This window comes from Streptomyces sp. NBC_01450 (assembly GCF_036227505.1).
Lineage (GTDB): Bacteria > Actinomycetota > Actinomycetes > Streptomycetales > Streptomycetaceae > Streptomyces.
Genome location: NZ_CP109480.1, coordinates 2,495,953 through 2,521,327, shown reverse-complemented (window position 1 = coordinate 2,521,327; position 25,375 = coordinate 2,495,953). Strand labels below are relative to the sequence as shown.

Here is a 25,375-nt window from a genome sequence, read left to right as displayed (position 1 = left end):
TGTCGATGCGTGCGGGGGAAGCCTATGCGTGTGGGGAAACGCCGCCGGCCCGGACACGCGGTGCGCGTCCGGGCCGGCGGTGGGGTCGGGGCGGGTCAGCCCGTGGGGATCAGGCTCAGCCCATGTCGAACGTCGCCGGGTCGGGACCCAGGCGACGGTCCTCGTTCAGCGCGCTGATCGCCGCGATGTCCTCGGCGTCGAGCGAGAAGTCGAAGACGTCGATGTTCTCCCTGATCCGGGACGGGGTCACGGACTTGGGGATCACGACGTTGCCCTGCTGGATGTGCCAGCGCAGCACGATCTGGGCCGGAGTGCGGTTGTGCTTCTGGGCGATGGCCACGATCGCCGGAACCTCCAGCAGACCCTTGCCCGAGCCGAGCGGGGACCAGGCCTCGGTGGCGATGCCCTGCTGCGCGTGGTACTCGCGCGCCGCGTGCTGCTGAAGCTGCGGGTGCAGCTCGATCTGGTTGACGGCCGGGATGACGGACGTCGCCTCGATCAGCTTCTCCAGGTACTCCGGGTAGAAGTTGGAGACGCCGATGGCCTTGACCCGGCCGTCCGAGTAGAGCTTCTCGAAGGCCTTGTACGTGTCGATGTACTTGCCCCGGGACGGCAGCGGCCAGTGGATCAGATACAGGTCGAGGTAGTCCAGGCCGAGCTTCTCCAGGGAGGTGTCGAACGCGCGGAGCGTCGAGTCGTATCCCTGGTCGCTGTTCCACAGCTTGGTGGTGACGAAGAGGTCCTCGCGGGGGATGCCGGAGGTGGCGATGGCCTTGCCGGTGCCCTCCTCGTTGCCGTAGATCGCCGCGGTGTCGATGCTGCGGTATCCGGACTCCAGCGCCGTGGCGACGGCCTGCTCCGCCTCGTCGTCCGGGACCTGCCAGACACCGAAGCCCAGCTGCGGCATCTCGATGCCGTTGTTCAGGATGATCGGGGGGACCTTGCTCACGAGCTCTCGATCCTTCAGTCGTCGGTTGGTACTCCCATCGTCAACGATCACCGGCCGTTATGCATTCCTGACCGGTGGATTCGCTGTGGATTCCTGGTGAGGGTCGGAGATTGGCCGGAAATGGATCCGACCTTATGGGTCCGGACCATTGACCGTGTGCCGTCATCCGACCACTCTGTAGGGCGTCACCGAACGGGTTCATGAACTCGGTGCATCCATGTGAACACCAGCACCTGTCTGGGCCCTACACCCCCCACCCATCAGGAAAGCAGGTACGCGCACATGAACAAGAGCGTCTTCGAAGGCCGCCGCGCGGAGCAGGCCATTCGGGAAACATCGGAGGAAAGGGTCTGGGAGACCCCTGGATATCTGGTCGTCGAAACCGCCCTCGAGGTCACCGCGTACGCCCTCGGCGAGCGCCTGGGCGCGGTGGCCGAACGGGCACCCGCCGGGCAACACCTCGTACGTACCGTCTAGCCCCGGGGTCGTCGAACAGTGACCGCGACACCGATACCCGACGACGGTGCCGCGGCCCCTTGGGGAACCGCCGAGTTCACCGAGCGGCTGCGCGCCGTCGCCGAGGACCGCTACCACGACCGTCATCCCTTCAACGTCCGTATGCACGATGGTGAATTGACCCCGGCCGAGCTGCGCCGCTGGATCACCAACCGCTTCCACTACCAGCGCCACATCCCCGTCAAGGACGCCCTGATCCTCGCCAAGTTCGACGAGCCCGCACTGCGGCGGGTCTGGGTCCGCAGGATCCAGGACCACGACGGCACGGCGGTCGGGCAGGGCGGCATCGAACGCTGGCTTCGGCTGGGCGAGGCCGTCGGCCTCGAACGGCCGACGCTGTGGGACACCTCCCGGGTGCTGCCCGGCGTCCGGCTCGCGGTCGAGGGTTACGTCAATTTCTGCCGCCTGCGGCCGGTGCTCGACGCGGTCGCCGCCTCCCTCACGGAGCTGTCCGCACCGGGGCTGATGCGTACGCGGATCGCCGCGTTCGAGCGGTACTACCCCTGGATCGAGGCCGAGGGCCTCACGTACTTCCGTACCCGCATCGGGCAGGGCGGCCGCGACAGCGCGGAGGCACTCGCCCTGGTCCAGGGCTGGGCCCGCACCCGTGAGCAGCAGGAACGGGCGGTGGCGGCGTTGACGTTCAAGTGCGAGGTGCTGTGGGCGCTCCTGGACGCGGTGGACCGGGCGAGCGACACCGTACCGACGGGCACGAGCACGTCGGCCGGTGTGTCGGGGGACGCGTTGTCCCTCGCGTCCGGGTGGGCGTCAGGAGATGCCTCACCCGGAGCTGTCCCGCCGGGCCCGTCGGATCATTCGGCGGCCCCGCGTGTGCCCGGCCCCGCGGGAGGTCCGCCATGACCTGGCGCCCCGCCCTCTCCCGTCCCGTGATGTTCCGTCATGATCCCGTTCGTGAAGCCGACTTGCTGCTCGTGCCCGAACGGGTCGTGGTCCTGCGCGGGCACGCCGGGAGTGTCGTCCGGCTCTGCGACGGCCACCGCGAGGTGTCCGAGATCGTCGCCACGCTCGCCGAACGGTTCCCCGGCGCGCCCGTCGCCGACGAAGTACCCCGCTTCCTCGCGGCGTTGCGCGAGGAGGGCTGGCTCCGATGACCGCGACCGTCGATCCCCCCTGGGCTCTGCTGGCCGAACTCACCCACGGCTGCCCGCTGCGCTGCGCGTATTGCTCCAACCCCGTCGAACTGATCAGTCGGTCAAGAGAGCTGACCGCCGGGCAATGGGCCGACGTGTTATGTCAGGCCGCTGACCTGGGCGTTGTCCAGACCCATCTGTCCGGCGGCGAACCCCTTCTCAGACGCGATCTCGCCCGGATCGTCGCCGCCGCCGACGCCGCGGGCCTCTACACCCAGCTCGTCACCAGCGGTGTGGGCCTGCACGAGCGAAGGCTCGCGGAGCTGGTGGACGCGGGACTGCGCAGCGTCCAGCTCTCCGTGCAGCACACCGATCCCGGGGCCGCCGAACTCATCGCGGGGGCCCGCGCGTTCACCACCAAGGAGCGCGCCGCACGGCTGGTGCGGGCGGCCGGGCTGCCACTCGGCCTGAACGCTGTCCTGCACCGGGCCAACATCGACGCCGTCGACGACCTGATCACGCTCGCCCTCTCCTGGGGCGCCGACCGGATCGAACTCGCCAACACGCAGTACTACGGTTGGGCCGCCCGCAACCGCACCGCTCTCCTGCCGACCCGGGACCAGGTCGAACGGGCCCGCGTCACGGTGCGCCGACGGCGCGAACAACTCACCGGCTCCCTCGAACTGGTCTGGGTCGCCCCCGACCTTCTCGACGCCATCGCGAAACCTTGCATGGGCGGCTAGGGTGCCGTCTCCCTCACCGTCGCCCCGGACGGCACCGCACTCCCGTGCCCCTCCGCCGCGACGCTCCCCGCACTCGACGCGCCGAACGTGCGCGCACACCGGCTCGACTGGATCTGGCGCGATTCCAAGGCCTTCAACGCCTACCGGGGCGAGGCCTGGATGCCGGACCCCTGCCGCGGCTGCGCCCTGCGCACGACGGACTTCGGTGGCTGCCGCTGCCAGGCGTACGCGCTCACCGGCGACGCCTCCCGCACCGACCCGGCCTGCCACCGCGCACCCGACCACCACCTCGTCCGCGCACTCGTCGACGAGGCCCCGCTCAGGAACTCCGCCTACGCCTACCGAGAGGGAGGAACATGAGACGACGACTGCGGGCAGCGCTGATGGCGGGCGTGCTCACCACCGCCGGCCTGACCACGGTGGCCGCCACCGCACCCCCGACACCTCTACCCCGAACGCCTGTGGGGAGACCCGTCGCCGCCCAGGACTGGTCCGTCGCCCTGATCGACTCGACCATGGCCCGCTACACCCCGAGCACGATCGGCGGCTGGTCGTACCCGGTCGGGCTGTACCTCTACGGCCAGTACCTCACGTACAAGCGCACGCACGACGCCCGCTATCTCACCTACATCAAGAGTTATGTCGACCGCTTCGTGTCGAGCGACGGTTCGATCAGCCAGAGCTTCAACAGTCTCGACAGCATGCAGGCGGGCCGGCTGCTGACCATCCTGCACCACGAGACGGGCCAGGACCGCTACCGCAAGGCGGCCCTGAAGATCCGGAACCGTCTGAACACCTACCCGCGCACCTCCGACGGCGGTTTCTGGCATGCCGACACCAGCAGCCGGGCCCACCAACTCTGGTCGGACGGCGTCTACATGGTGAACCCGTTCCTGGTCGAGTACGGCAAGGAGTTCGGGGACGCGACCTACGCGAACGACGAGGCCGCCAAGCAGCTCTACGTCTACGGCAACCATCTCCAGGTGGCGAACGGCCTGCTGAAGCACGCCTACGACGAGTCGAAGACGGCGAGCTGGGCCGACCCGGCTACCGGTCTCGCCCCGGAACACTGGTGCCGGGCGGTCGGCTGGTACGCGATGGCGATCGTCAACGTGCTCGACGCGATCCCGGTCGACCACCCACGACGCCCCCAACTGGTCGGCATTTTACGGAGGTTGGCGGCAGGCCTGGAGAAGACCCAGGACCCGGCCACCGGCCGCTGGTTCCAGGTGATCGACAAGGGTGGCCGCAGCGACAACTGGACCGAGACGTCCTGCTCCAGCATGTTCACCTACGCCCTCTCGCGCGGCGCCCAGCAGGGCTACCTCGACCCGCACTACGCGTCCGTCGCGCAGCGCGGTTACCAGGGCGTCCTCGCCAGGATCTCGGTCGGCTCCGACGGCCGGACCAACCTCACCGACATCTCCATCGGCACCAACGTCGGCGACTACGCGTACTACATCGCCCGTGACCGGGCCACGAACGACTTCCACGGCCTCGGCGCCTTTCTGATCATGAACGAACAGCTCACAGCCCACCCACTCAGGACGAGGTGAGTCAGCCATGAGCACCACGAGAAGGACCCTGCTCGGCGCGGCGCTCGGCGGCGCCGCCGGGGCCGCGGTCGGCATCCCGGCGACGGCCACCGCCGCGCACGCCGCCTCCTGGCAGCTGAAGTGGTCCCCGTCGGCGAGCGGTGACAAGCTCGGCGCCTTCGAGACGATCGAGGACGACCGCGCGGACTCGCACCCCGCGGGCCAGCCGCACATCTTCGCCACCGGCGACAACTGGCGCTTCAACATGCACACCGTCGACCGCGACACCTCGACGGACCGCCAGCGCCAGGAAGTCACGGGCCTGCGTAACGGCAGCGGCAGTGACTACCTCAAGTGGACCGTCGGCCAGACCTGGCGGGTCACGTACTCGATGTACATCCCGAGCTCGCTGAAGGCGACCACCACCTTCACCCACATCATGCAGATGAAGCAGCCCGGCACCGGCACCTCGCCGATCGTCGTGCAGTCACTGCGCCGGGTGAACGGGGTGCAGACCATCGAGCTGAAGCTCGCGATCGACGACATCCTCGTCGGCCGCACCGATCTGGAGCCGCTGCAGAACAAATGGATCGACGTCGACTTCCAGATCAAGGTCGGCAACGGCTCCGCGGGCACCCTCCGCTGGATCCTCAAGAACGGCTCCACCACCGTCATCGACGCGTCCAAGTCGGGCGTCGACACCTTCCTCGCCGACCGGGTGCGCCCCAAGTGGGGCATCTACCGGTCCCTCGGCGACACCTCCGGGTCCCTGCAGGACTGCTACCTGCTGCTGACCAACCTGCGCGGCTACCAACTGGTGTGAGGAGCCGTTCCATGAAACCACCCATGAGAAAATGGAGTTGGGCGGCGAGTGTCTTCTTCGCCTTCGCCGTCGTACTGGGGCTGACGCACCCCGCGGCCCTCGCCGCTCCCCGGAGCGCCATCGCACCCACGTCCACCACCGCGCCCCACGCCGCCGCCGTGTTCGACGTCCACGACTACGGAGCCAAGGGCGACGGCTCCACCAATGACACCCCGGCCATCAACAAGGCCATCACCGCGGCGAACGCGGCGGGCGGCGGTACCGTCCGCTTCCCCGCCGGCCAGTACAAGTCCAAGAACACCATCCACATGAAGAGCGAGGTCACTCTTCAAGTGGACAAGGGCGCTACGGTCCAGGGTTCCAGCGCGGACACCTACGACCCGCCCGAGACCAACCCCAACGACGCCTACCAGGACTACGGGCACAGTCACTTCCACAACGCGATGATCTACGGCGACAAGCTGAAGAACATCGGCTTCGTGGGCGGGGGTGTCATCGACGGACTCGGCAACCTCATCACCGGCAACCCCAAGTCCGGCGAGGCCGACAAGATCCTCTCCCTGACCCGCTGCGACGGCCTGCGCCTCGGCGACGGCCTCACCCTGCGGCGCGGCGGCCACTTCGCGGCCCTCATCAACGGCTGTACGAACGTCACCTCGGACCACCTGACCATCGACACCGCGAGCGACCGCGACGGCTGGAACATCATCAGCACGACCAACGTCACGGTCACGAACGCCAACATCAAGGCCAACGACGACGCCCTCGTCTTCAAGAGCGACTACGCGCTCGGCGCCAAGCTCCCCAACGGCCATGTGCGGGTGAGCGACTCGTATCTGTCGGCGGCGTGCTGCAACGCCCTGATGTTCGGCTCCGAGACCTGCGGCGACTTCTCCGACTACCAGTTCGCCAAGATCCGCATCGAGGGCGCGGACAAGTCCGGGCTCGGCATGGTCTCCATGGACGGTGCGAAGATCTCCGACGTCCACTACCGCGACATCACCATGACCGGCGTCCACTCGCCGATCATGCAGAAGATCGGTACCCGGAAGCGCTGCGGCAACAGTCCCGGCGTCGGCTCGATCAGCGACGTCACGTACCACAACATCACGGCGACCGGGGTGAGTCCGTCCTTCAGCCCGACGCTGTGGGGCGAGAACGGCCACCGGATCAGCGGGGTCACCTTCACCAACGTCAACATCACCGTCCCCGGCGGCAACGGCACCATGTCCACCGCCGTGCCGAGCAACGACCCGGGCGACTACAACCCCAAGGCCATCGGCACGCGGCCCGCGTACGGCTGGTACCTCCACAACGCCGACAACATCACCTTCACGGACAGCTCGGTGAAGTACGCGGCCGACGACGGACGCCCGGCCGTCATCGCGAACGCCGCGAACGGGATCAGGTTCACCCGGTTCACGGCCCAGCGGGGGAGCGACTCACCCCACGACATGGGCTTCCAGAACGTCACCGGCTACTGCCTGACGGACAGTCACAACACCACGGGCGGCACGCTGCGGGTCTCCGGCAGCGGCTCCAGCGAGAACTGCGGTACGGCGGCCAAGAGCACGGCGGTGACGACCCGAGCTGTGCCGCAGCCGCACACAGGTGTGAAGCCGCTCGACCTCGAAAACCCCCGCCAGGCGTTCCTGCGCGGCTCCGTCGGCGGACTCTTCCTGCACTGGGGCGAACGCACCGCCCCCGCCCACACCAGCTGCACCGCCTGGGAGAACGACGTCACCAACGGCGGCTGGACCCCCGACTACTGGGTGAACGAGGCCCAGAAGCTGCACACCCAGTACCTCGTCCTCGCCACCTTCCACAGCCGCCTCGGCTACGCCCGGCCCTGGCCCTCGAAGATCCCCGGCAGCTGCTCCACCAAGCGGGACTTCCTCGGTGAGCTGATCACGGCCGCCAAGGCCAAGGGGCTCAAGGTCGTCCTCTACATGACCGACGACCCCCAGTGGCACGACGAGGGCGGTCACGAGTGGCTCGACTCGGCCGCGTACTCCGCCTACAAGGGGACCGACGTCGACCTCACCACCCGCGACGGCTTCGGCCGCTTCAGCTACGACAACTTCTTCGAGGTCATGGACCGCTATCCGGACCTCGGCGGCTTCTGGATCGACAACGACAACGCGTACTGGGAGAGCCACGACCTCTACGCGCAGATCCAGCAGAAGCGCCCGAACTACACGCTCAGCAACAACAACGAAGACACGCCGATCATGGACATGATCAGCAATGAGCAGAAGACGGGCATGACCCCGTCCTACGACTACCCCCAGGCCGTCTACACGTCCCAACCCCGCCTCACCGAGGCCGACTTCAAGCTGCCGTCGAGCGGGGCGTGGTGGTACGACGGCTCCAACCCCTCCGTCGACAAGACGCTCACCCTCGGCCGCCTGATCACCAACGCGGGCTCGTCCGTGAAGGCACTGATGGCCGAGACCGCGCAGGTCAACGGCAAGTTCCCGGCGAACCAGGAGGCCTTCAACAACTTCGCCGACTCCTACCTCGGTCCCATCTGGCAGTCACTGCACGGAACCGAGGGCGGCGGCTACATGTACGGCGGCCTCAAGCCCGGCTTCTGGAACGACGGGGCACACGGCGTCACCACGGTCAGCAAGACCGACCCCAACCTCCAGTACGTCCATGTGCTGACCCCGCCCAGCACCAGCACCCTGCGTATCCGTGACAACGGCTACCGCATCGCCGCCGTCACCAACCTCCGTACGGACGCGGCCGTTTCGTGGACGCAGTCAGGTGGCGTGCTCACTCTCAACGGCCTCGCGAACTGGGACCCGTACGACACCGTCTTCAAGGTCACCACGGCCGGCCGCCAGGGCATCGCCTCCGGCGTCACGATGTCCGCGAGCGCCTCGGTGAGCGGTCATGGCGCGGCCGCCGCGGGCGACGGCGACTACCTCACCTACTGGGACAGCAACAAGACCCTGCCGGTCAACCTCACCTTCGACCTCGGCAGCGCCAAGAAGGTGCAGTACATCGGCCTCAACCAGCGCGAGGACTCCGTCGCCTACGCACGCTCCGACACCGAGCAGTCCGCCCGCATCAAGGACTACAAGGTGTTCCTCAGCAACGACGGGTCCACCTGGGGCAGCGCGGTCAAGACCGGACAGCTCCCCAGCCGACGCGGCATCCAGGGAATCGACCTGCCCGCCGCCAACGCCCGGTACGTACGCCTCGAAGTCGACTCCACCTGGGCCGCGTCCACCGACACCACCCGCTACAAGCGGCTGCGGATCGACGAGGCCTGGATCGGCACGTCGTACGCCACCCCCGCGGCCACTCCGGGAACCTACTCGGACAACGGCCAGTCGCTGCGCCCCGCCATGGGCTGGAGCAGCTGGAGCTTCGTGCGCCGGTGGCCGACCGAGGCGAAGATCAAGGCGCAGGCCGACGCGCTCATCGCGAGCGGACTCAAGGACCACGGCTTCGTGTACGTCAACCTCGACGACTTCTGGCAGAAGTGCGACGGAGACGGATTCGTCGTCGACTCCTACGGGCGCTGGACCGTCGACACCGCCAAGTTCCCCGCCGGGATCAAGGCGTTGGCCGACTACATCCACTCCAAGGGGCTGAAGTTCGGCTTCTACGTGACGCCGGGCATCGCCAAGAACGCCGTCACCAAGAACACACCGATCGAGGGGACCTCGTACCACGCGGCCGACATCGCGGACACCTCGAAGACCGAGAAGAACTACAACTGCAAGAACATGTACTACATCGACTACGGGAAGCCCGGCGCCCAGGAGTTCGTGAACTCATGGGCCAAGCAGTTCGCCTCCTGGGGAGTCGACTACCTGAAGATCGACGGCGTGGGCAGCGCCGACATCCCCGACGTCCAGGCCTGGGACAAGGCGCTGCGGGCCACCGGCCGCCCCATCACCTTCGCCCTCTCCAACAACCTTCCGATCGCCAATGCCTCCACCTGGAAGTCACTGGCGAACAGCTGGCGCACCCAGGGCGACGTCGAGTGCTACTGCGGCTCCGGCGACAACGGCAGCGGCTATCCGCTGACCGACTGGTCGCACGTCTCCGCCCGCTTCACCTCGGCGGCCAACTGGCAGCAGTACGCGGGCCCGGGCGGCTGGAACGACCTGGACTCACTGGAGATCGGAAACGGCGACCAGGCGGGCCTCACCGCCGACCAGCGCCGCTCGCACTTCACCCTGTGGGCGATGGCGGGCGCACCCCTGCTGCTCGGCACGGACCTGACGAACCTCGACTCCGTCGACAAACCGATGCTGACCAACGACCGGCTCATCGGCGTCGACCAGGACGGGGTCGCCGCGAAGCGGATCGTGAGCAGCGGCGTCAAGCAGGTCTGGAGCAAGAAGGAGAGCGACGGCCAGTATGTCGTCGCCCTCTTCAACACCGGCACGTCCGGCAACTCCACGGTCAGTGTGAACTGGTCGCAGGTCGGTTTCACCGGCTCCGGTGATGTCACCGACCTGTGGTCGGGCTCTCACAAGGGCACGATCGCGGACTCGTACAGCGCGACCCTGCGCCCGGGCGAGACGCGCCTGATCCGTGTGAAGCCGGTGAGCACAGCCCTGAAGACGGCCGCGGCCTCACCGGGCATGGCGGTGGCGCCCTATGAGTACCTCGGCTGGGGCAGCCCGCAGAACCCGACGTCGGTCATGTCGGCGACCGGGGTGAAGTGGTTCACGCTCGCGTTCGTTCTCTCCGACGGCTCCTGCAACCCGAAGTGGGACGGCTCCCGCCCGCTGACCGGCGGCAACGACCAGTCGAAGATCAACGCGATCCGCGCGGCCGGCGGCGATGTCGTCGTCTCCGTCGGCGGCTGGAGCGGCGCCAAGCTCGGCGAGAAGTGTTCCAGCGCCTCGGCGCTCGCGGGCGCCTACCAGAAGATCATCAACGCCTATGGCCTCAAGGTCATCGACATCGACATCGAGAACACCGAGTGGAGCAATGCCACCGTCCGGCAACGCGTGATCGACGCGCTGAAGATCGTGAAGGCCGGCAACCCCGGCCTCAAGACGATCATCACCTTCGGCACGACGACCAGTGGCCCGGACTCCACCGGGGTCGACATGATCAAGCGGGCCGCCACCTCGGGGCTCGCCAATGACATCTGGTGCATCATGCCGTTCGACTTCGGCGGCGGCACCACCAACATGGGCACGCTCACGACCCAGGCCATGGAGGGCCTCAAGGCGCGGGTCAAGTCGGCCTACGGATACAGCGACGCGACGGCGTACGCGCACATCGGCCTGTCGTCCATGAACGGCAAGACCGACGACTCCGGCGAACTGGTCCGCGTCGCCGACTTCAAGACCATGCTCGCCTACGCCCAACAGCACCACATCGGGCGCCTCACCTACTGGTCCGTGAACCGCGACCGGGCCTGCGGCTCCGGATCCGACGGTGACTCCTGCAGCGGCGTGTCGCAGCAGCCGTACGACTATCTCAAGGTCTTCGCCCAGTACACGGGCTGAGGGGACGAACCCATGAAACTCAACAGAGCGCTGCCCTGGTGCCTCTCGCTCGCCCTGGCCGTGCCGCTCGTCGCGCTGACCGGCACGGCGGCGCAGGCGGCCACCGACTACCAGGCCGAGGACGCCACGATCTCGCAGGGCGCCGTCGCCACCAACCACACCGGCTACACGGGCACCGGCTTCGTCGACTACACCAACATCACCGGCTCGTACGTGGAGTTCACGGTGAGCGCGGCCACGGCCGGCACCTCCTCGCTGGCCCTGCGCTACGCCAACGGGACGAGCGTCGACCGGCCGATGGACCTCTCCGTCAACGGCACGGTCGTCGCCTCCGGGGTCTCCTTCCCGGCCACCACCGACTGGAACACCTGGGCGACGAAGAGTCTGAACGTCCAGCTCAATGCGGGCTCCAACAAGATCCGCGCGACCGCCACCACGGCGAACGGCGGCCCCAACCTCGACCGCGTCAGCGTCGGCGCCGCCGCCGACACCCAGGCACCGTCGCGGCCGGGCCAGCCGAGTTGCCCAGACATCGGCGAGGACGGCCTCACCCTCTCCTGGGGCGCGTCGACCGACAACGTCGGCGTGGCCGCGTACGACCTCTACGAGCACGGCAACAAGCTCGGCGAGGCGGCGGGCGACGCGACCTCCAAGGTGCTCACCGGACTGAGTCCGAACACCACCTACAACCTCACCGTCATCGCGCGCGACGCGGCCGGCAACGCCTCCCAGGCCAGTCCGGTCGTCGACTGCACGACCCGGCCCAGCTCCGACACCACCCCACCCACCAGACCCGGCACCCTCACCTCGTCGAACGTCACGGCCACCAGCGCCGACCTGAGCTGGGGCGCCTCGACCGACGACAAGGCGGTCGTCGGCTACGACGTGCGCAGCGACACCACGGTGTACAAGAGCGTCACCGGCACGTCGACCACGCTCACCGGGCTCGCCTGCAACAGCCCGTACACCCTGAACGTGGTGGCGCGCGACGCGGCCGGCAATGTTTCTCCGCAGAGCAACACGGTCAGCTTCACGACGAAGGCGTGCGCCACCGACGGCGGGGTCCCCTCGTCCATCGGGACCGTCTCCAGCGGCTGGACGATCCCCTGGGGCACGTACTGGATGCCCGACGGGCAGACGGCGCTGGTCACCGAGCGGGACGACTTCCGGGTCTGGAAGGTCACCAAGGACGGCACGAGGACCCAGGTCGGAACCGTGCCGAACGCCGTCACCACGAACGGCGAGGGCGGACTGCTGGGCGTGGCCGTCGACCCGAAATGGGCGACCGACCACTACGTGTACTTCATGCACACGGCCTCCGAGGGCAACCGCGTCGTCCGCATGACCTACGACGGCGGCTCCCTCACCAACTACACGATCCTCCTCCAGGGCATCAAGAAGAACCGCTACCACAACGGCGGACGGCTGCTCTTCGGCCCCGACGGCTATCTGTACGTCTCCACCGGCGAGGCCCAGACACCCGAACTGGCCCAGGACAAGACCTCGTTGAACGGCAAGATCCTGCGGATGACGACGGACGGCAAGGCCGCCCCCGGCAACCCGTTCGGCAACTACGTCTACAGCTACGGGCACCGCAACCCGCAGGGCCTCTCCTTCGACCGCAACGGCCGTCTGTGGGAGGCCGAGTTCGGCAACAGCTCCAAGGACGAACTCAACCTCATCAAACCGGGCGCCAACTACGGCTGGCCGACCTGCGAGGGCAGCTGCAGCGTCTCCGGGATGACCAACCCGAAGGCGACCTGGAACGTCTCCGAGGCGTCCCCCAGCGGCATCGCGATCGTCCGCAACGTCGTCTACATGGCGTCCCTGCGCGGTGAACGCCTGTGGCGGATCCCCATCACCGGCGACACGGAGAACGTCGGCACGCCGACGGCGTACTACGTCGGCACCTACGGCCGCCTGCGCACGGTCACCAAGGTGCCCGGCGCCGACCAGCTCTGGCTCTCCACCACCAACTGCGACAACAACGGAGGAGCGGCGGACGGCTCGGACAAGATCTTCAAGGTGAGCATCGACTAGCCCGACGACCAGCCCGACCGAGGCGTTGTACCGGGGAGCGGGCTCACGCCCGGTACAACGCCTCCACCTCGGTCTCGTACGCGCTCTCGATGGCCTTCCGCTTCAACTTCAGCGAAGGCGTCAGCAATCCGTGCTCCTCGGTGAACTGGTGCGCCAGTATCCGGAACGTACGGATCGACTCGGCCTGCGAGACCAGGGTGTTCGCGGCGACCACCGCCCGCCGCACCTCGGTCTCCAGGTCCGGGTCGCGCACCAGGTCGGAGGAGGACAGCCGCGGCTTGCCCCGCATCTGGAGCCAGTGGTCGACGGCCTCGGAGTCGAGGGTGACGAGCGCCGCGATGAACGGCCGGTCGTTGCCGACCACGATGCACTGGGCGACCAGTGGATGGTCGCGCACACGCTCCTCCAGGACACCCGGCGAGACGCTCTTGCCGCCGGAGGTCACCAGGATCTCCTTCTTGCGCCCGGTGATGGTGAGAAACCCATCCTCGTCGAGGGTGCCGAGGTCGCCGGTGGCGAGCCAGCCGTCGTGCAGTGCGGCGTCGGTGGCCTTGGGGTCGTTCAGATAACCCTGGAAGATGTTGCCGCCGTGCAGCCAGATCTCGCCGTCGTCCGCGATGTGCACGGTCGTGCCCGGAATGGCCTGGCCGACCGTCCCGTACCGGGTCCGCTCGGGCGGGGTGACGACCGCGGCGGCGGTGGTCTCGGTGAGCCCGTATCCCTCGTAGATCTGGATGCCCGCGCCGGCGAAGAACAGCCCGAGCCGACGGTCCATCGCGGAGCCGCCCGACACCGCGTGTCTGACCCGCCCGCCCATGGCGGCGCGCATCTTGGTGTAGACGACCTTGTCGAAGAACTGGTGCTGCATCCGCAGGCTCGCCGACGGCCCGGCGCCGATCCCCCACGCCTTCGCCTCGATCGCGTCCGCGTAGCGGACAGCGACCTCCACGGCCTTCTCGAAGGCTCCGGACTTCCCGTCCTTCTCGGCCTTGCGGCGGGCCGCGTTGAAGACCTTCTCGAAGATGTACGGCACCGCCAGGATGAACGTCGGCTGGAACGCGGCCAGGTCGGGCAGCAGCACGGCGGCATGCATCTGCGGCTGATGGCCCAGCTTGACCTTCCCGAGGACTCCCGCGACCTGGACCATCCGCCCGAAGACATGCGCGAGCGGCAGGAACAGCAGCGTGGACGCCCCGTTGTCGCGCTTGGAGGTGAAGATCGGTTCCATGAGCCCGATGACCGTGCTCGCCTCGGCCATGAAGTTGGCGTGCGAGATGACGCAGCCCTTGGGGCGGCCCGTGGTGCCCGAGGTGTAGATGATCGTCGCGATCGACTCGGGGGTGACGGCGCGCCGGTGCCGGTGCACCACCTCGTCGTCGATGCCCGCACCCGCCTCGTAGAGCTCCTGCACCGCGCCCGAGTCCAGTTGCCAGAGCTTGTGCAGCTGGGGTAGCCGGTCGATCACCGTGGCGATGGTCATCGCGTGGTCCTCGTGCTCGACCACCGCGGCCGACACCTGCGCGTCGTGCAGCATCCAGAAGACCTGCTCGGCCGAGGACGTCGAGTACATGGGGACGACGTGGGCGCCGATCGTCCACAACGCGTAGTCGAAGAGTGTCCATTCGTAGCGGGTACGGGACATGATCGCGACCCGGTCGCCGAATCGGATTCCCTGGGCGAGCAGTCCCTTGGCAAGTGCGAGGACCTCGTCACGGAACTCGGCGGCCGTCACATCGCGCCACTGTTCGTTCTCGTCCTTGCGGCCGAACGCGGCCCGCAGCGGGTCCTCCTGGGCATGGTCGAACACGACGTCGGCCAGGCCGCCCACCGGCGGCGCCGACGCCAACGGAGGGTTGGTGAACTCGCGCAATCCCGCTCCTAGTGGCGCTCCGCACAGCGCCGTGAAAGCTACCCCACCGCGCCGTCGGGCGGGAGGGGTGCCGGAGCCGGGGTGTGTGCGGCATATGCACAGGTCAGCCGAGAAAATGCCCGCACATGGGGAAGGGCCGGACAGAATCCCTTACGGTTCCGTAGGTTTCGATCCCGTAATCTCCACGGAATCTGTACGACCCTCCTACGGGGCCCGGGGCACCGAATACCGGACACGGAGGTTCCGATTCCGCGTCGCGCGGCCACCGCCGGAGCCGGTCCCGGTGGTTTCGGAACCGGCTCCGCCGGTGTCATGACCGGGCCCTCACCGGTGTCATGCGCGGGACGCCGTCGCCCGCTTCGCCGGTGCCTCGGCCGTGTCCGTCACAGCGCGCGGCGTCCGCACCAACACCAGTACCAGCGCACCGGCGACCATCCCCGTCACGCCCGCCGCCACCGACGCCGAGTCGAGCCCCGAGGCGAAAGCGGCCCGCAGGGTGTGCTCGGAGAGGGGACCGCGCAGCGCCCCGGCGCCACCGCCGGCCAGGGTGTGGGCCGCGTCGTGCGAGAGCGTGTCCTGCGTGCGGGAGGTCAGCACCGTGCCGAAGACGGCGACCCCGAGCGCGTACCCCAGCTGGCGGACCGTGTTCACCGCGCCGCTCGCCATACCCGCCCGCTCCGGCGGCACGGCGGCGAGCGCGGCCCCCGCGATCGCCGGGGACACGAACCCCGTACCGATGCCGACCAGCACCAGACCTGGGACCAGCACCGTCCAGCCCGTGCCCGCGTCCAGCACGGCCTGGCAGAACGCTCCCGAGCCGATCAGCAGCAGCCCGCCGCCTATCGTCAGCCGCGCGGGAACCCCGTGCAGCAGCTTCCCGGCGAGGATCGCGACCACCATCGTCGCGCCCGTCAGCGGGAGCAGGGTGAGCCCGCCGCGCACCGGGCTCATGTCCAGCACGGTCTGCATCCAGATGGACAGGTACGGGATCACACCGAACGCCACCCCGTTGAAGGCGAGCGCGCCCGCCAGCACGCCCACGAACGCGGGCTTGCGCAGCAGCGACAGGTCCAGGAGCGGATGGGCGACCCGCCGCTCCACGAGGACGAACGCGACCAGGGCCAGCGCCGCCGCCGCGAACGAGCCCGTCACCACCCCCGACGTCCAGCCGTCCGACCCGGCCCGCACCACCCCGTATGTCGTCGTCGCCGCGAAGCAGGCGAAGGCGATCGTGCCCGCCCAGTCGACTCGCACCCCGCGCGCTCCCCGCGACTCCGGCACCACCCGCAGCGTCAGCCACACCGACGCCACGCTCACCGGCAGATTCACGAAGAAGATCCACCGCCAGCCCGGCCCCTCGGTGAGCAGCCCGCCGAGCACCGGCCCGACCGCCGCCGCACCACCGCTGACCGCGCCCCACACCCCGAGCGCCGTCGACCGCTGCCGCCCCTGGTAGACCGAGCCGAGCAGCGGCAGGGTCGTCGCGAGCATCGCCGCCGCGCCCACCCCCTGCAGCCCACGCGCGGCCACCAGCATCCCGGGCCCGGACGCGAGCCCGCACAGCAGCGACGCCACCGCGAACAGCACCACGCCCGCCACATGCACCCGGCGCCGACCCAGAATGTCGGCGGCGGCCCCCACTCCCAGCAGCAGTGCGGCGAGCGCGAGCGCGTACCCGTCGATCACCCACTGCAGATCACTCAGCGACGCGTGCAGCGCCCGCGCCATGTCCGGCAGCGCGACGACCGCGATCGTCACGTCCAGCAACAACATGAACGTCCCCAGGCACACCGCCGTGAGCGGCCCCCATGTGCGCATCTCCTCAACTCCTCATGAACTCCTGTGCCACGGATGTGCGTGCCTCCGTACGATGGGCCTCTTCCGGGTGATCACTGTGGTTCCAGGCACCGGATCGACGAAATCCGACAGGGGTGGACCTCATGGAGATGGAATCCGACATCTTCGACAAGCTCGATCTCCAACTGCTGGCCGCGCTGGAGCTGGACGCCCGCGCACCCTTCAGCCGGATCGCGGCGGTGCTGGGCGTCTCCGACCAGACGATCGCCCGCCGTTTCCGCAGACTGTCCGCCGAGGGCGGGCTGAGGGTGGTCGCGGTGCGCGACGCCGAGCGCCTCGGCCAGGGGCAGTGGATGCTGCGGCTGCGCTGCGCGCCCGACAGCGCGGAGACGATCGCGGAGGCGCTGGCCAAGCGCCCGGACACCGCCTGGATCGGACTCGCCTCGGGCGGCACCGAGGTGGTCTGCATGACACGGCCGCGCAGCCCCGGAGACCACGACGACCTGCTGCTCGGCAAGCTGCCGCGTACCCCGAGCATCGTGGAGATCCGCGCCCACCAGATCCTGCACCGCTTCTTCGGCGGACCGACCGGCTGGGTCAGCAGGTTCGGCGCGCTGACGGACGAGCAGTTCGCCGCGCTGCGGCCGAGGCTCCCCGAGCCCTCCGGGCCCGTCCGGATCGACCCCGAGGACGAGCCGCTGGTCGCCGCGCTCGAACGCGACGGACGCGCCACGTATCCGGAACTCCAGCGGGCCACCGGCCGTTCCGAGTCCGTCGTCAAGCGCCGCCTCGCCGCTCTGCTCGCCTCCGGCGCCATGTACGTGGATGTCGAGTACCACTCCGAGACCCTCGGCTACGCCTGCGCCGCCGTCCTGTGGATCACCGCGGCCCCGGCGGCCCTGCACTCCGTCGGAGAGGCCCTCGCCACCCACGACGAGATCGCCTTCGCCGCGGCGACGGCCGGCCCCTCCAACATCGTCGTCACCGCCGTGGCCCGCGACACGGCGGGCCTCTACGCCTACCTCAGCGGCCGCCTCGGCACCCTCGAAGGCGTCCAGCACGTCGAGACGACCCCGTTCCTGCGCCGCATCAAACAACTCACGTACGCGAGATCGACGCGCTAGTCCCGCCACCCCCGAGCAGCCGGTCCCCGCCGCCCAGGATCGCGGCCGCGAGCGCGTCCGCCGCCCCCTGCGCGGGCGTACGCCGTTGCCCGTGCACCAGGACGAAGTCGACCTCGCCGAGTTCCGGGAGGCCCGCCCGGTCCGGGACGCGGACGAGGCCCGGGGGGATCAGTCCGCGTGAGTGGGCCATCACACCGAGGCCCGCGCGGGCCGCCGCGACGAGGGCGTTCAGGCTGCCGCTGGTGCAGGCGATGCGCCATGCGCGGCCCTGTCGTTCCAGGGCTTCGAAGGCGAGGGCGCGGGTGATGCCCGGGGGCGGGTAGACGATCAGGGGGACCGGGCGGTCGGGGTCGAGCCGCAGGCGCTCCGCGCCGATCCACACCAGGCGGTCGTGCCAGACCAGCTCGCCGCGCGGGTCCTCGGGCCGCCGCTTCGCCAGCACCAGGTCCAGCTTGCCCGCCGCGAGCTGTTCGTGCAGCGTGCCGGACAGCTCGACCGTGAGCTCCAGGTCCACCTCCGGATGGTCGTACCGGAAGCCTTCCAGGATCTCCGGGAGCCGGGTCAGCACGAAGTCCTCGGAGGCGCCGAAGCGCAGCCGCCCGCGCAGGCGGGTGCCCGCGAAGAAGGCGGTCGCCTGTTCGTGCACCGCCAGGATCCGGCGCGCGAAGCCGAGCATCGCCTCGCCGTCCTCGGTGAGCTCCACGGAGTGCGTGTCCCGCGAGAACAGCTGCCGTCCCGCCGCGTCCTCGAGGCGGCGTACGTGCTGGCTGACGGTGGACTGGCGCAACCCGAGCCGCCGGGCGGCCTGCGTGAAGCTCAGGGTCTGGGCCACCGCCAGGAAGGTACGCAGTTGGGACGGGTCGTACACACCCTCACGTTATCGCGGAACGTGATGACAGTCAGAACGGTATGACGGATTCCCGATCGCGGGCCGGAAGAGGACGATGGAGAGGGCACGAACCGCCCCGAGGCCGCCCCTCTCGTCGGGACCGCCCCGTACGACGTCTGAGCAGTGGAGCACCGTGAAACGCCTGCAGTGGCCGAGTTGGATGCCGATCGACCCGTACATCCTGTTGTTGCTCGGGACGGTGGGCCTCGCGGCCCTCCTCCCGGCGCGGGGTACGGGCGCCGACATCGCGTCGGGCGCGTCCACGGCCGCCATCGCCTTTCTCTTCTTCCTGTACGGGGCCCGGCTCTCCACCCGTGAGGCGGTCGAGGGGTTCAAGCACTGGCGGCTCCACATCACCGTCCTGGCCTGCACCTTCGTCGTCTTCCCGTTGCTGGGCCTGGCCGCCCGCGGCCTCGAACCGGTGCTCCTGAGTCACAACCTCTACACCGGTCTGCTCTTCCTCACGCTCGTCCCGTCGACCATCCAGTCGTCGATCGCGTTCACCTCCATGGCCCGCGGCAACGTGCCCGCCGCGATCTGCGCCGGCTCCTTCTCCTCACTCGTGGGCATCGTCGTCACCCCGCTGCTCGCCGCGGCGCTGCTGGGCAACAGCGGCGGCGGATTCTCCGCGGACTCGCTGGTCAAGATCGTGCTGCAACTGCTGGTGCCGTTCCTCGCCGGGCAGGTGCTGCGCCGCTGGATCGGGGGGTTCATCACGCGCCACAAGAAGGTCCTCGGGTATGTCGACCGCGGCTCGATCCTGCTCGTCGTCTACACGGCGTTCAGCGAGGGCATGGTGCGGGGCATCTGGCACCAGGTGAGCGCCGTGCGACTGGCGGGACTGCTCGCGGTCGAGGCCGTGCTGCTCGCGGTGATGCTGACGCTCACCTGGTACGGCGGGAAGGCGCTGGGCTTCCACCGCGAGGACCGTATCGCGATCCAGTTCGCCGGCTCGAAGAAGTCCCTCGCCTCGGGGCTTCCCATGGCCAGCGTGCTGTTCGGCGCGCACGCCTCGCTCGCCGTACTGCCGCTGATGCTCTTCCACCAGATGCAGCTGATGGTGTGCGCGGTGATCGCCAAGCGCCGCGCCCGCGACCTCGAGGCGGCTACGGCCCCGGGTCCCCCAGTCGCAGCGTCACGAATCGCGGTCGGTACAGCGCCACGTTCCGACTGAGGTTCGCCTGCGCCGAGACACCGCCCGTCGTGTCCAGCCAGTTCACGTCGTAGCTGAGGACGAGCCGGTCGCCGTCGCTCAGCGCCGCGTGCACCTGCGGGTTGTACGCGGCCACCTGCCCCTGCGGCAGGGACGGACTGAAGCTCCGGGTCGGCCCGTGCCAGGGACCGGTCGGCGCGCACGCCCAGTAGGAGGTGATCGTCGTCAGGCCCGCGGTGCCCGCCGCCATCGTGAACAGGACGTACGTCCCGCCGTCCCGCACCACCGTGTACGCGCTGCCGACCCCCGTCCGCCGCCCGTCCCCGAGCACCGGGCTCGGCCGCGTCCGCACCCCCCATCCGGTGCCGTCCCAGTACTCCCAGGCCGCCGGCTGCCCGAGCCGGCCGCGCGGCACCCGCGCCAGGTACGCCTGCGAGGCGGGGCGCGAGGCGGCCTGGCCGTCGTCGCCGCCGAAGACGTACGTCCACGCGCCCGCGTCGACCGTCGAGGTGCCGAACAGCACCCGCCGGGAGGGATCCGTCACGGAACTCTGGTCCAAGGCCGTGGTGATGCCTTCGAGCCGCAGGTCGGGCAGTGAGAGCGTGGCGACCTCGGTGGACGTGGGCACCCCGTAGATCCAGGGAGCCTGGCCGGCGGTACGGGTCCACAGCAGGACACGGACGACCTGCTCCGAGGAGCCGGGGGAGCGGGGTTCGACACGGGCCGCGACCGGCCACCGCCACCGCCCCGGCCCCGGGTCGGGGAACACCGGCGTGGGCAGCGTCGTCTCCAGCCGCCCGTCCTTCGACATCACCACGGCCGAGTTCCGCACCAGGGGCGCGCTCGTGTCGCGCCACGCGTACGACTCGCCGACCGGGTTCGGCGGTCCGTGCACCTGGCCCAGATACGTGTCCGAGAACAGCCACAGCACCCGCCCGTCCGGCAGCCGCACCGAGTGCGTTCCGTCGCCGCCGGTCCAGTCGTCGACACGGCTCGCGTCGTCCCCGTATCGCGCGAACTCGCCCGTGAGCCGAGCGTCCGCGCTCCAGGCCCGCAGCGTGCGGGCCGTGCACGTGCCGCCGCCCTCCCGGTCGTGGTCGGGGAGGGCGGTGAGCAGCACGGCCGCGCAGACCAGGGCGAGCAGGACACCGAGGCCGGCCCCGGCCCGCCGTCGTCGTGCTCGTGTGTCGTCGGGCACGGACGGGACGTTAGTGTCCGCCGCGCACTTGGTCCATGGGCAGATACAGGACGGTGTCCCGGGCCACTGCCCGGGAGGGCGGCGCGGACAGCTCCTCGTCGCTCAACGCCCGGTCATAGACACGTACTTCATCGATCGCTCCCGTGAAGTACGCCCGGCTGTCCATCCGTTGTCCGACATGGACCCCGAACGGCGAGTTGCGGCTGACCGAACCGGGCACGTCCGCGGCGCCGACCGCCGTACCGTCGACGGAGAGTGTGAGCAGTCCGTCGCCCCGGCGCAGCGCGAGATGGTGCCACTGGCCGTCGTTGTAGGCGCTCGCGGTGCGCACGGAGGCGGAGGCGGGGGCCGCGGCTCCGTTCCTGGTGGTGATCAGCGCGGTGATCCTGTGGGACGCGGGCTCGGCGCGCATCCACACCTGCGGCTGTGTCGTCCCGATGCCGCCCATCCACAGCAGCGGCTGCTCCCCGCCGGTGGCCGTGTAGCGGAACCACAGCGACGCGGTGAAGTCCTTTGTCCCCAGCGGGAGTCGGTCCTGATACGGCAGTCGTACGGCGTCGTCGGCGCCGTCGAACTCCAGCGCGCCGCCGCGCACGCCCGCCGTCCCCCGGGCGCCGCCGAGGACCGCGGCCGGTTCGGCGTGCCGGGCGAGGTCGGCGGTCGTCGGGTCGGGGCCGCGGCGCGGGGTGAGCCAGTCCTCGGTGAAGCGCGCGAAACGGATCTCGTCGCGCGCGTCGACCGCGCCGCCCTCGTACAGCAGCCCCACATCGGCGCCGTCGATCCGGACCAGGTCGGAATAGCCCGACCAGTCGGTGGTGACGACCGTGCCGCGGTCCACGCTGTCCCAGGTGCGCCCGCCGTCGTACGAGGAGCGGATCATCATGGTCCTGCGGCGGTCGGGGTCGCCGGGGCAGGCCAGCAGGAGCCGGTCGCCGAGGCGGAGTACGGAGCCCTGGACCTGGGGTGCGTAGAGGCCGGGGAGGTCGCGGAACGGGGTCGTGAAGCTGTCGCCGCCGTCGCGGCTGACGGTCTGGGTGCGGTGACCGAGGTCGGTGCCGTCCTGCTCGCGGCCGCTGACGAGGACGGACCCGTCGGCGCGTTCCGTGAGCGTCAGCTCGGAGGGCTTCTGACGGAAGGTGCCGTCCTCCGCGATCGGCCAGGAGTCGCTCGCACCGATCCGCCAGTGGTCGCCGCCGTCGTCGCTGGTGATGAGAGCGGCGTTGTTGGCGGTGACCCGACTTCCGTCCCAGGTCTCGGTGTTGACGCCGAAGACCAGTCGTCCGGCGTGCTTTCCGCGGGTGAGCTGGATGCCGTGCACGGGGCCGGTGGCGTACCAGGAGTTCCAGTTGGGCGGGAGGATCTCGGCGCTCAGATCGCGCGGTCGGGACCAGCTGAGGCCGTCGTCGTCGCTGTTCTGGAGATGCGGGGTGCGGTCGCAGGGCACGTCACAACTCCGCCCGTCCGTGCGGCCAGTGTTGTACGTCTCCGCCAGCACGATGCGGCCGGTCTCACGGTCCACGATCGGGGCGGGGTTGCCGTGGGTGTCGCCCGCGCCCTCGTTGACGACCTGGAGCGGCCCCCAGGTGAGGCCGCCGTCGGTCGACCGCTTGACGACGATGTCGATGTCACCCGCGTCGCCGCAGTCGTGCACGCGCCTCTCGGCGAAGGCCAGCAGGGTGCCGTGGGTGCTCCGCACGACGGCCGGGATGCGGAAGCAGGCGTAGCCGGGATCCTGGGAGGCCCTGAAGAGCACCTGCTGCTCGAACTCCCCGGACGTGGCGGCCGTTTCGGCCCTCGCCGGGCTCGGCAGCGCGAGCACGCTCAGCGCGGCGGCCGTGAGGACGGCGGTCAGGGTGGATCTCAGACGTGCGCGGAGACGTGCCGACATGGTGCGACCTGCCCTTCATACGTCTGGGCGACCTGGATGATTTGGACATCGGACATCGGACATCGGACATCCGACGTCCAATGTGCGCGTCACAGACGCTACTTGGGCCCTCAGCGGTCCCACAAGGAGCGAGCACCGGTCGTGTTCACGCCAAATCCGGGCTCGGCTGTCAGGGGCGCAGCACCACCTTCCCCAGGTTGCTCCGCGACTCGATCGCCGTGTGCGCCTTCGCCGCGTCCGCCAGCGCGAACTCCCCGTGCACGGCGGGCCGCAACGCCCCCTCCGCGAACAGGCGCCACAGCTCCTCGCGCCACCGCTCGTACAACCGCGGCTCGTTCCGGGCGATCCGTGCCATCTGGAAGCCGATCACGGACTTGGCGCCCACCAGGAGGTCGTACGCCCGCACGGTCCCGCCGCCCGAGCTGTAGGCGACGAGCCGCCCGCCCGGGGTGAGGGCGGCGACGGCGGGAGTGAGCAGGTCACCGCCGACCGCGTCGAGGGCGTAGTCGACCGGCTCGCCCCAGTGCTCGGAGTCGTATGCGACGACCTCGTCGGCGCCGAGTCCGCGCACGAACCCCGCCTTGCCGCAACCGAGGGTGGACACGGCTCCGACTACACGTGACGCGCCCCGCGACCGGGCGAGTTGGACGGCGAGATGGCCGACCCCGCTCGCCGCGCCGGTGATCAGCGCCGCCTCGCCGGGAGTGGGGCGCGCCGCCTCCAGGGCGCCGAGCGCGACCAGTCCGCTGCGGACGAGGGCGACGGCGTCGACCGCGCTCGCGCCCGCTGGGACGGGGGAGGCGATGGTCTCGTCCAGGAGGGCGTAGTCGGCGTACCCGTGTCCGAAGCAGAGTCCGGTGACGCGATCGCCCTCCCTGAAGCGGGTGACTCCCGGGCCGACGGCGACGACCTCGCCGGCGGTCTCGCCGCCGAGCGGGATCGGCTCCGCGGCCTCGATGACCTTGCGGACGACGGGAAGGGTGACGCCGACCGCCTCGGCGCGCACCAGCAGCTCGCCGGGCCCGGCGACGGGTACGGGAACGTCCTCCAGGAACAGGGGGCCGCCGGTGTGCTCGTATCGGACGCGACGCATCGCACCTCCAGGGGTGAGGGGGGAGACCAACGGGTCGTTGGGAGTTCCAACGGTATCCTGGATTCATTGGGATACCCAATGGTTATTCGCTACGCTGGCCCCATGTCCGCCCCTCTGCCCGCCATCCGCTCCCTCCCCAGCTGGCTCCTCGGCCGTGCCGCTGCCCGTGGCAGGTCCCTCGTCGCCGAGGCGCTGGCCGCCGAGGGCATGAAGATGTGGCATCACGTGGTGCTCTCCGCCGTCTCCGATCTCGGACCCGTCGCCCAGGCCGAACTGGGCCGCAGCATCCAGCTCGACCCCAAGGACATGGTCGGTGTCCTCAACGACCTCCAGGGCGCCGGCCTGGTCCTGCGCGAACCCGACCCCAAGGACCGTCGCAAGAACGCGGTGTCCATCACCGAGGAGGGCGCACACCTCCTCGGGCGCTGCGAACAGGTGGCGCGCGAGGCTAATGACGCGCTCCTCTCGCCACTCTCGGAGGCCGAGCGGGAGCAGTTCATGGGCCTGTTGATCCGGATTTCCGGTACGGACGGCTAGGGCGGGCTAACGTTCCGTCATGACCGCACCCGAAACCGAACCCCGACTCGCCCTCGACCCCGCGCGCACCGCCCTGGTACTCGTGGATCTGATGGAGCGCATCGTGGGGCTGCCCGTGGAACCCCGCAAGGGCACCGAAGTCCTCGCCGCCGCCGAGGAGCTGGCGGCCGCCTTCCGTAAGGCGGGCGCGCTCGTCGTGCTCGTCAGGGGCGAACGGCCCGGGCTGCCCGAGCAGCCGCCCGGCAGCGGACTCGTCGCCGGGCTCGCGGCGGAGGGAGACCTCGAGATCGTGAAGCGGACCATCGGCGGGTTCCAGGGCAGCGGTCTCGACGAGCGGCTGCGGGAACACGGCATCTCCACACTGGTGTTCGGCGGGATCGCCACCAACCTCGGTGTCGAGTCCACCGCCCGCGCCGCCGGCGACCTCGGCTACGACCTCGTCTTCGCCGAGGACGCGATGGCCGCCCTCACCGCGCCCGAACACGAGGCCTCCGTCCGCCTCGACTTCCCACGCCTGGGCACGGTCGTGACCGCCGCGCAGGTGCACTTCAGCGCAGCCTGACCCCCCCGGCGAGTGAGCCGAAGGGGCGCGCCTGTGTCGAGAGCGAATGGGGCCCCCGCTCGAGCGAAGCCGAGAGTGGGG

At 69.7% G+C, this 25,375-nt stretch carries 16 protein-coding genes and 3 pseudogenes; 12 read left to right on the top strand and 7 right to left on the bottom strand.

Features of this window, described 5'->3' with window-relative positions:
• Positions 1–115: 115 nt before the first annotated feature.
• A complete protein-coding gene (locus OG568_RS11550; RefSeq protein WP_266431833.1) occupies positions 116–907 on the bottom strand; it encodes an aldo/keto reductase in 792 nt (263 codons plus the stop codon).
• A 366-nt stretch (positions 908–1,273) separates the two neighbouring features.
• Here OG568_RS11550 and pqqA point away from each other — a divergent pair.
• The 8 genes and pseudogenes from pqqA to OG568_RS11510 all read left to right on the top strand — a co-directional run.
• Positions 1,274–1,369: pseudogene (gene pqqA, locus OG568_RS61420) on the top strand (pyrroloquinoline quinone precursor peptide PqqA); the annotation flags it as partial.
• Between the two features lie 90 nt (positions 1,370–1,459).
• Positions 1,460–2,158 (top strand): annotated as a pseudogene (pqqC, locus tag OG568_RS11540) (pyrroloquinoline-quinone synthase PqqC); the annotation flags it as partial.
• A 164-nt stretch (positions 2,159–2,322) separates the two neighbouring features.
• Positions 2,323–2,577, top strand: coding sequence for a pyrroloquinoline quinone biosynthesis peptide chaperone PqqD (gene pqqD, locus OG568_RS11535; protein WP_329531410.1), 255 nt, complete (start codon positions 2,323–2,325; stop codon positions 2,575–2,577).
• Positions 2,574–3,659 (top strand): annotated as a pseudogene (pqqE, locus tag OG568_RS11530) (pyrroloquinoline quinone biosynthesis protein PqqE). Before pqqD ends, pqqE begins: the two are co-directional and overlap by 4 nt.
• Complete coding sequence (locus OG568_RS11525; protein WP_329531409.1) at positions 3,656–4,855, top strand: glycoside hydrolase family 88/105 protein; 1,200 nt, start codon at positions 3,656–3,658, stop codon at positions 4,853–4,855. The pseudogene pqqE and the gene OG568_RS11525 overlap by 4 nt, the downstream one beginning before the upstream one ends.
• A gap of 7 nt (positions 4,856–4,862) precedes the next feature.
• The gene (locus OG568_RS11520; protein ID WP_266587933.1) at positions 4,863–5,657 is read left to right on the top strand and encodes a Tat pathway signal sequence domain protein; all 795 of its coding nucleotides are present in this window, start codon (positions 4,863–4,865) and stop codon (positions 5,655–5,657) included.
• Between the two features lie 11 nt (positions 5,658–5,668).
• A complete protein-coding gene (locus OG568_RS11515; RefSeq protein WP_329531408.1) occupies positions 5,669–11,143 on the top strand; it encodes a glycosyl hydrolase family 28 protein in 5,475 nt (1,824 codons plus the stop codon).
• 12 nt (positions 11,144–11,155) lie between these two features.
• Positions 11,156–13,183, top strand: coding sequence for a PQQ-dependent sugar dehydrogenase (locus OG568_RS11510; RefSeq protein WP_329531407.1), 2,028 nt, complete (start codon positions 11,156–11,158; stop codon positions 13,181–13,183).
• A 43-nt stretch (positions 13,184–13,226) separates the two neighbouring features.
• Here OG568_RS11510 and OG568_RS11505 read toward each other — a convergent pair whose 3' ends face one another.
• Together OG568_RS11505 and OG568_RS11500 are read right to left on the bottom strand one after the other, a co-directional pair.
• Positions 13,227–15,053, bottom strand: a complete 1,827-nt coding sequence (locus tag OG568_RS11505) for an AMP-dependent synthetase/ligase (RefSeq protein ID WP_329531406.1) — start codon at positions 15,051–15,053, stop codon at positions 13,227–13,229.
• A 333-nt stretch (positions 15,054–15,386) separates the two neighbouring features.
• Positions 15,387–16,871: an MFS transporter gene (locus OG568_RS11500; protein WP_329531405.1), complete on the bottom strand. Its 1,485-nt coding sequence runs from the start codon at positions 16,869–16,871 to the stop codon at positions 15,387–15,389.
• A 122-nt stretch (positions 16,872–16,993) separates the two neighbouring features.
• Here OG568_RS11500 and OG568_RS11495 point away from each other — a divergent pair, with 122 nt between their 5' ends.
• Entirely contained in the window at positions 16,994–17,974 is a 981-nt protein-coding gene (locus tag OG568_RS11495) for an Lrp/AsnC family transcriptional regulator (protein ID WP_329531404.1), read from the top strand.
• Here the strand turns inward: OG568_RS11495 and OG568_RS11490 are convergent.
• Positions 17,949–18,842: a LysR substrate-binding domain-containing protein gene (locus OG568_RS11490; RefSeq protein ID WP_329531403.1), complete on the bottom strand. Its 894-nt coding sequence runs from the start codon at positions 18,840–18,842 to the stop codon at positions 17,949–17,951. The genes OG568_RS11495 and OG568_RS11490 overlap by 26 nt on opposite strands.
• Positions 18,843–19,023: 181 nt before the next feature.
• Between OG568_RS11490 and OG568_RS11485 the strand changes: the two genes are divergently transcribed.
• Entirely contained in the window at positions 19,024–20,037 is a 1,014-nt protein-coding gene (locus tag OG568_RS11485; protein ID WP_329536329.1) for a bile acid:sodium symporter family protein, read from the top strand.
• On the opposite strand, the gene OG568_RS11480 is transcribed toward OG568_RS11485, so the two are convergent.
• The 3 genes from OG568_RS11480 to OG568_RS11470 all read right to left on the bottom strand — a co-directional run bounded on the left by OG568_RS11480 (position 19,970) and on the right by OG568_RS11470 (position 24,195).
• Positions 19,970–21,214, bottom strand: coding sequence for a DUF4185 domain-containing protein (locus OG568_RS11480; protein WP_329531402.1), 1,245 nt, complete (start codon positions 21,212–21,214; stop codon positions 19,970–19,972). The two genes, OG568_RS11485 and OG568_RS11480, sit on opposite strands and share 68 nt — an antisense overlap.
• A gap of 10 nt (positions 21,215–21,224) precedes the next feature.
• The gene (locus OG568_RS11475; protein ID WP_329531401.1) at positions 21,225–23,102 is read right to left on the bottom strand and encodes a sialidase family protein; all 1,878 of its coding nucleotides are present in this window, start codon (positions 23,100–23,102) and stop codon (positions 21,225–21,227) included.
• A gap of 169 nt (positions 23,103–23,271) precedes the next feature.
• Entirely contained in the window at positions 23,272–24,195 is a 924-nt protein-coding gene (locus tag OG568_RS11470; RefSeq protein WP_329531400.1) for a quinone oxidoreductase family protein, read from the bottom strand.
• A 102-nt stretch (positions 24,196–24,297) separates the two neighbouring features.
• Between OG568_RS11470 and OG568_RS11465 the strand changes: the two genes are divergently transcribed.
• Together OG568_RS11465 and OG568_RS11460 are read left to right on the top strand one after the other, a co-directional pair.
• Positions 24,298–24,732 (top strand): MarR family winged helix-turn-helix transcriptional regulator, encoded by a 435-nt coding sequence (locus OG568_RS11465; RefSeq protein ID WP_266630884.1) that lies wholly within the window; start codon positions 24,298–24,300, stop codon positions 24,730–24,732.
• A gap of 19 nt (positions 24,733–24,751) precedes the next feature.
• On the top strand, positions 24,752–25,294 hold the full coding sequence (locus OG568_RS11460) for an isochorismatase family protein (RefSeq protein ID WP_266630886.1): 543 nt from the start codon (positions 24,752–24,754) through the stop codon (positions 25,292–25,294).
• Positions 25,295–25,375: the final 81 nt, after the last annotated feature.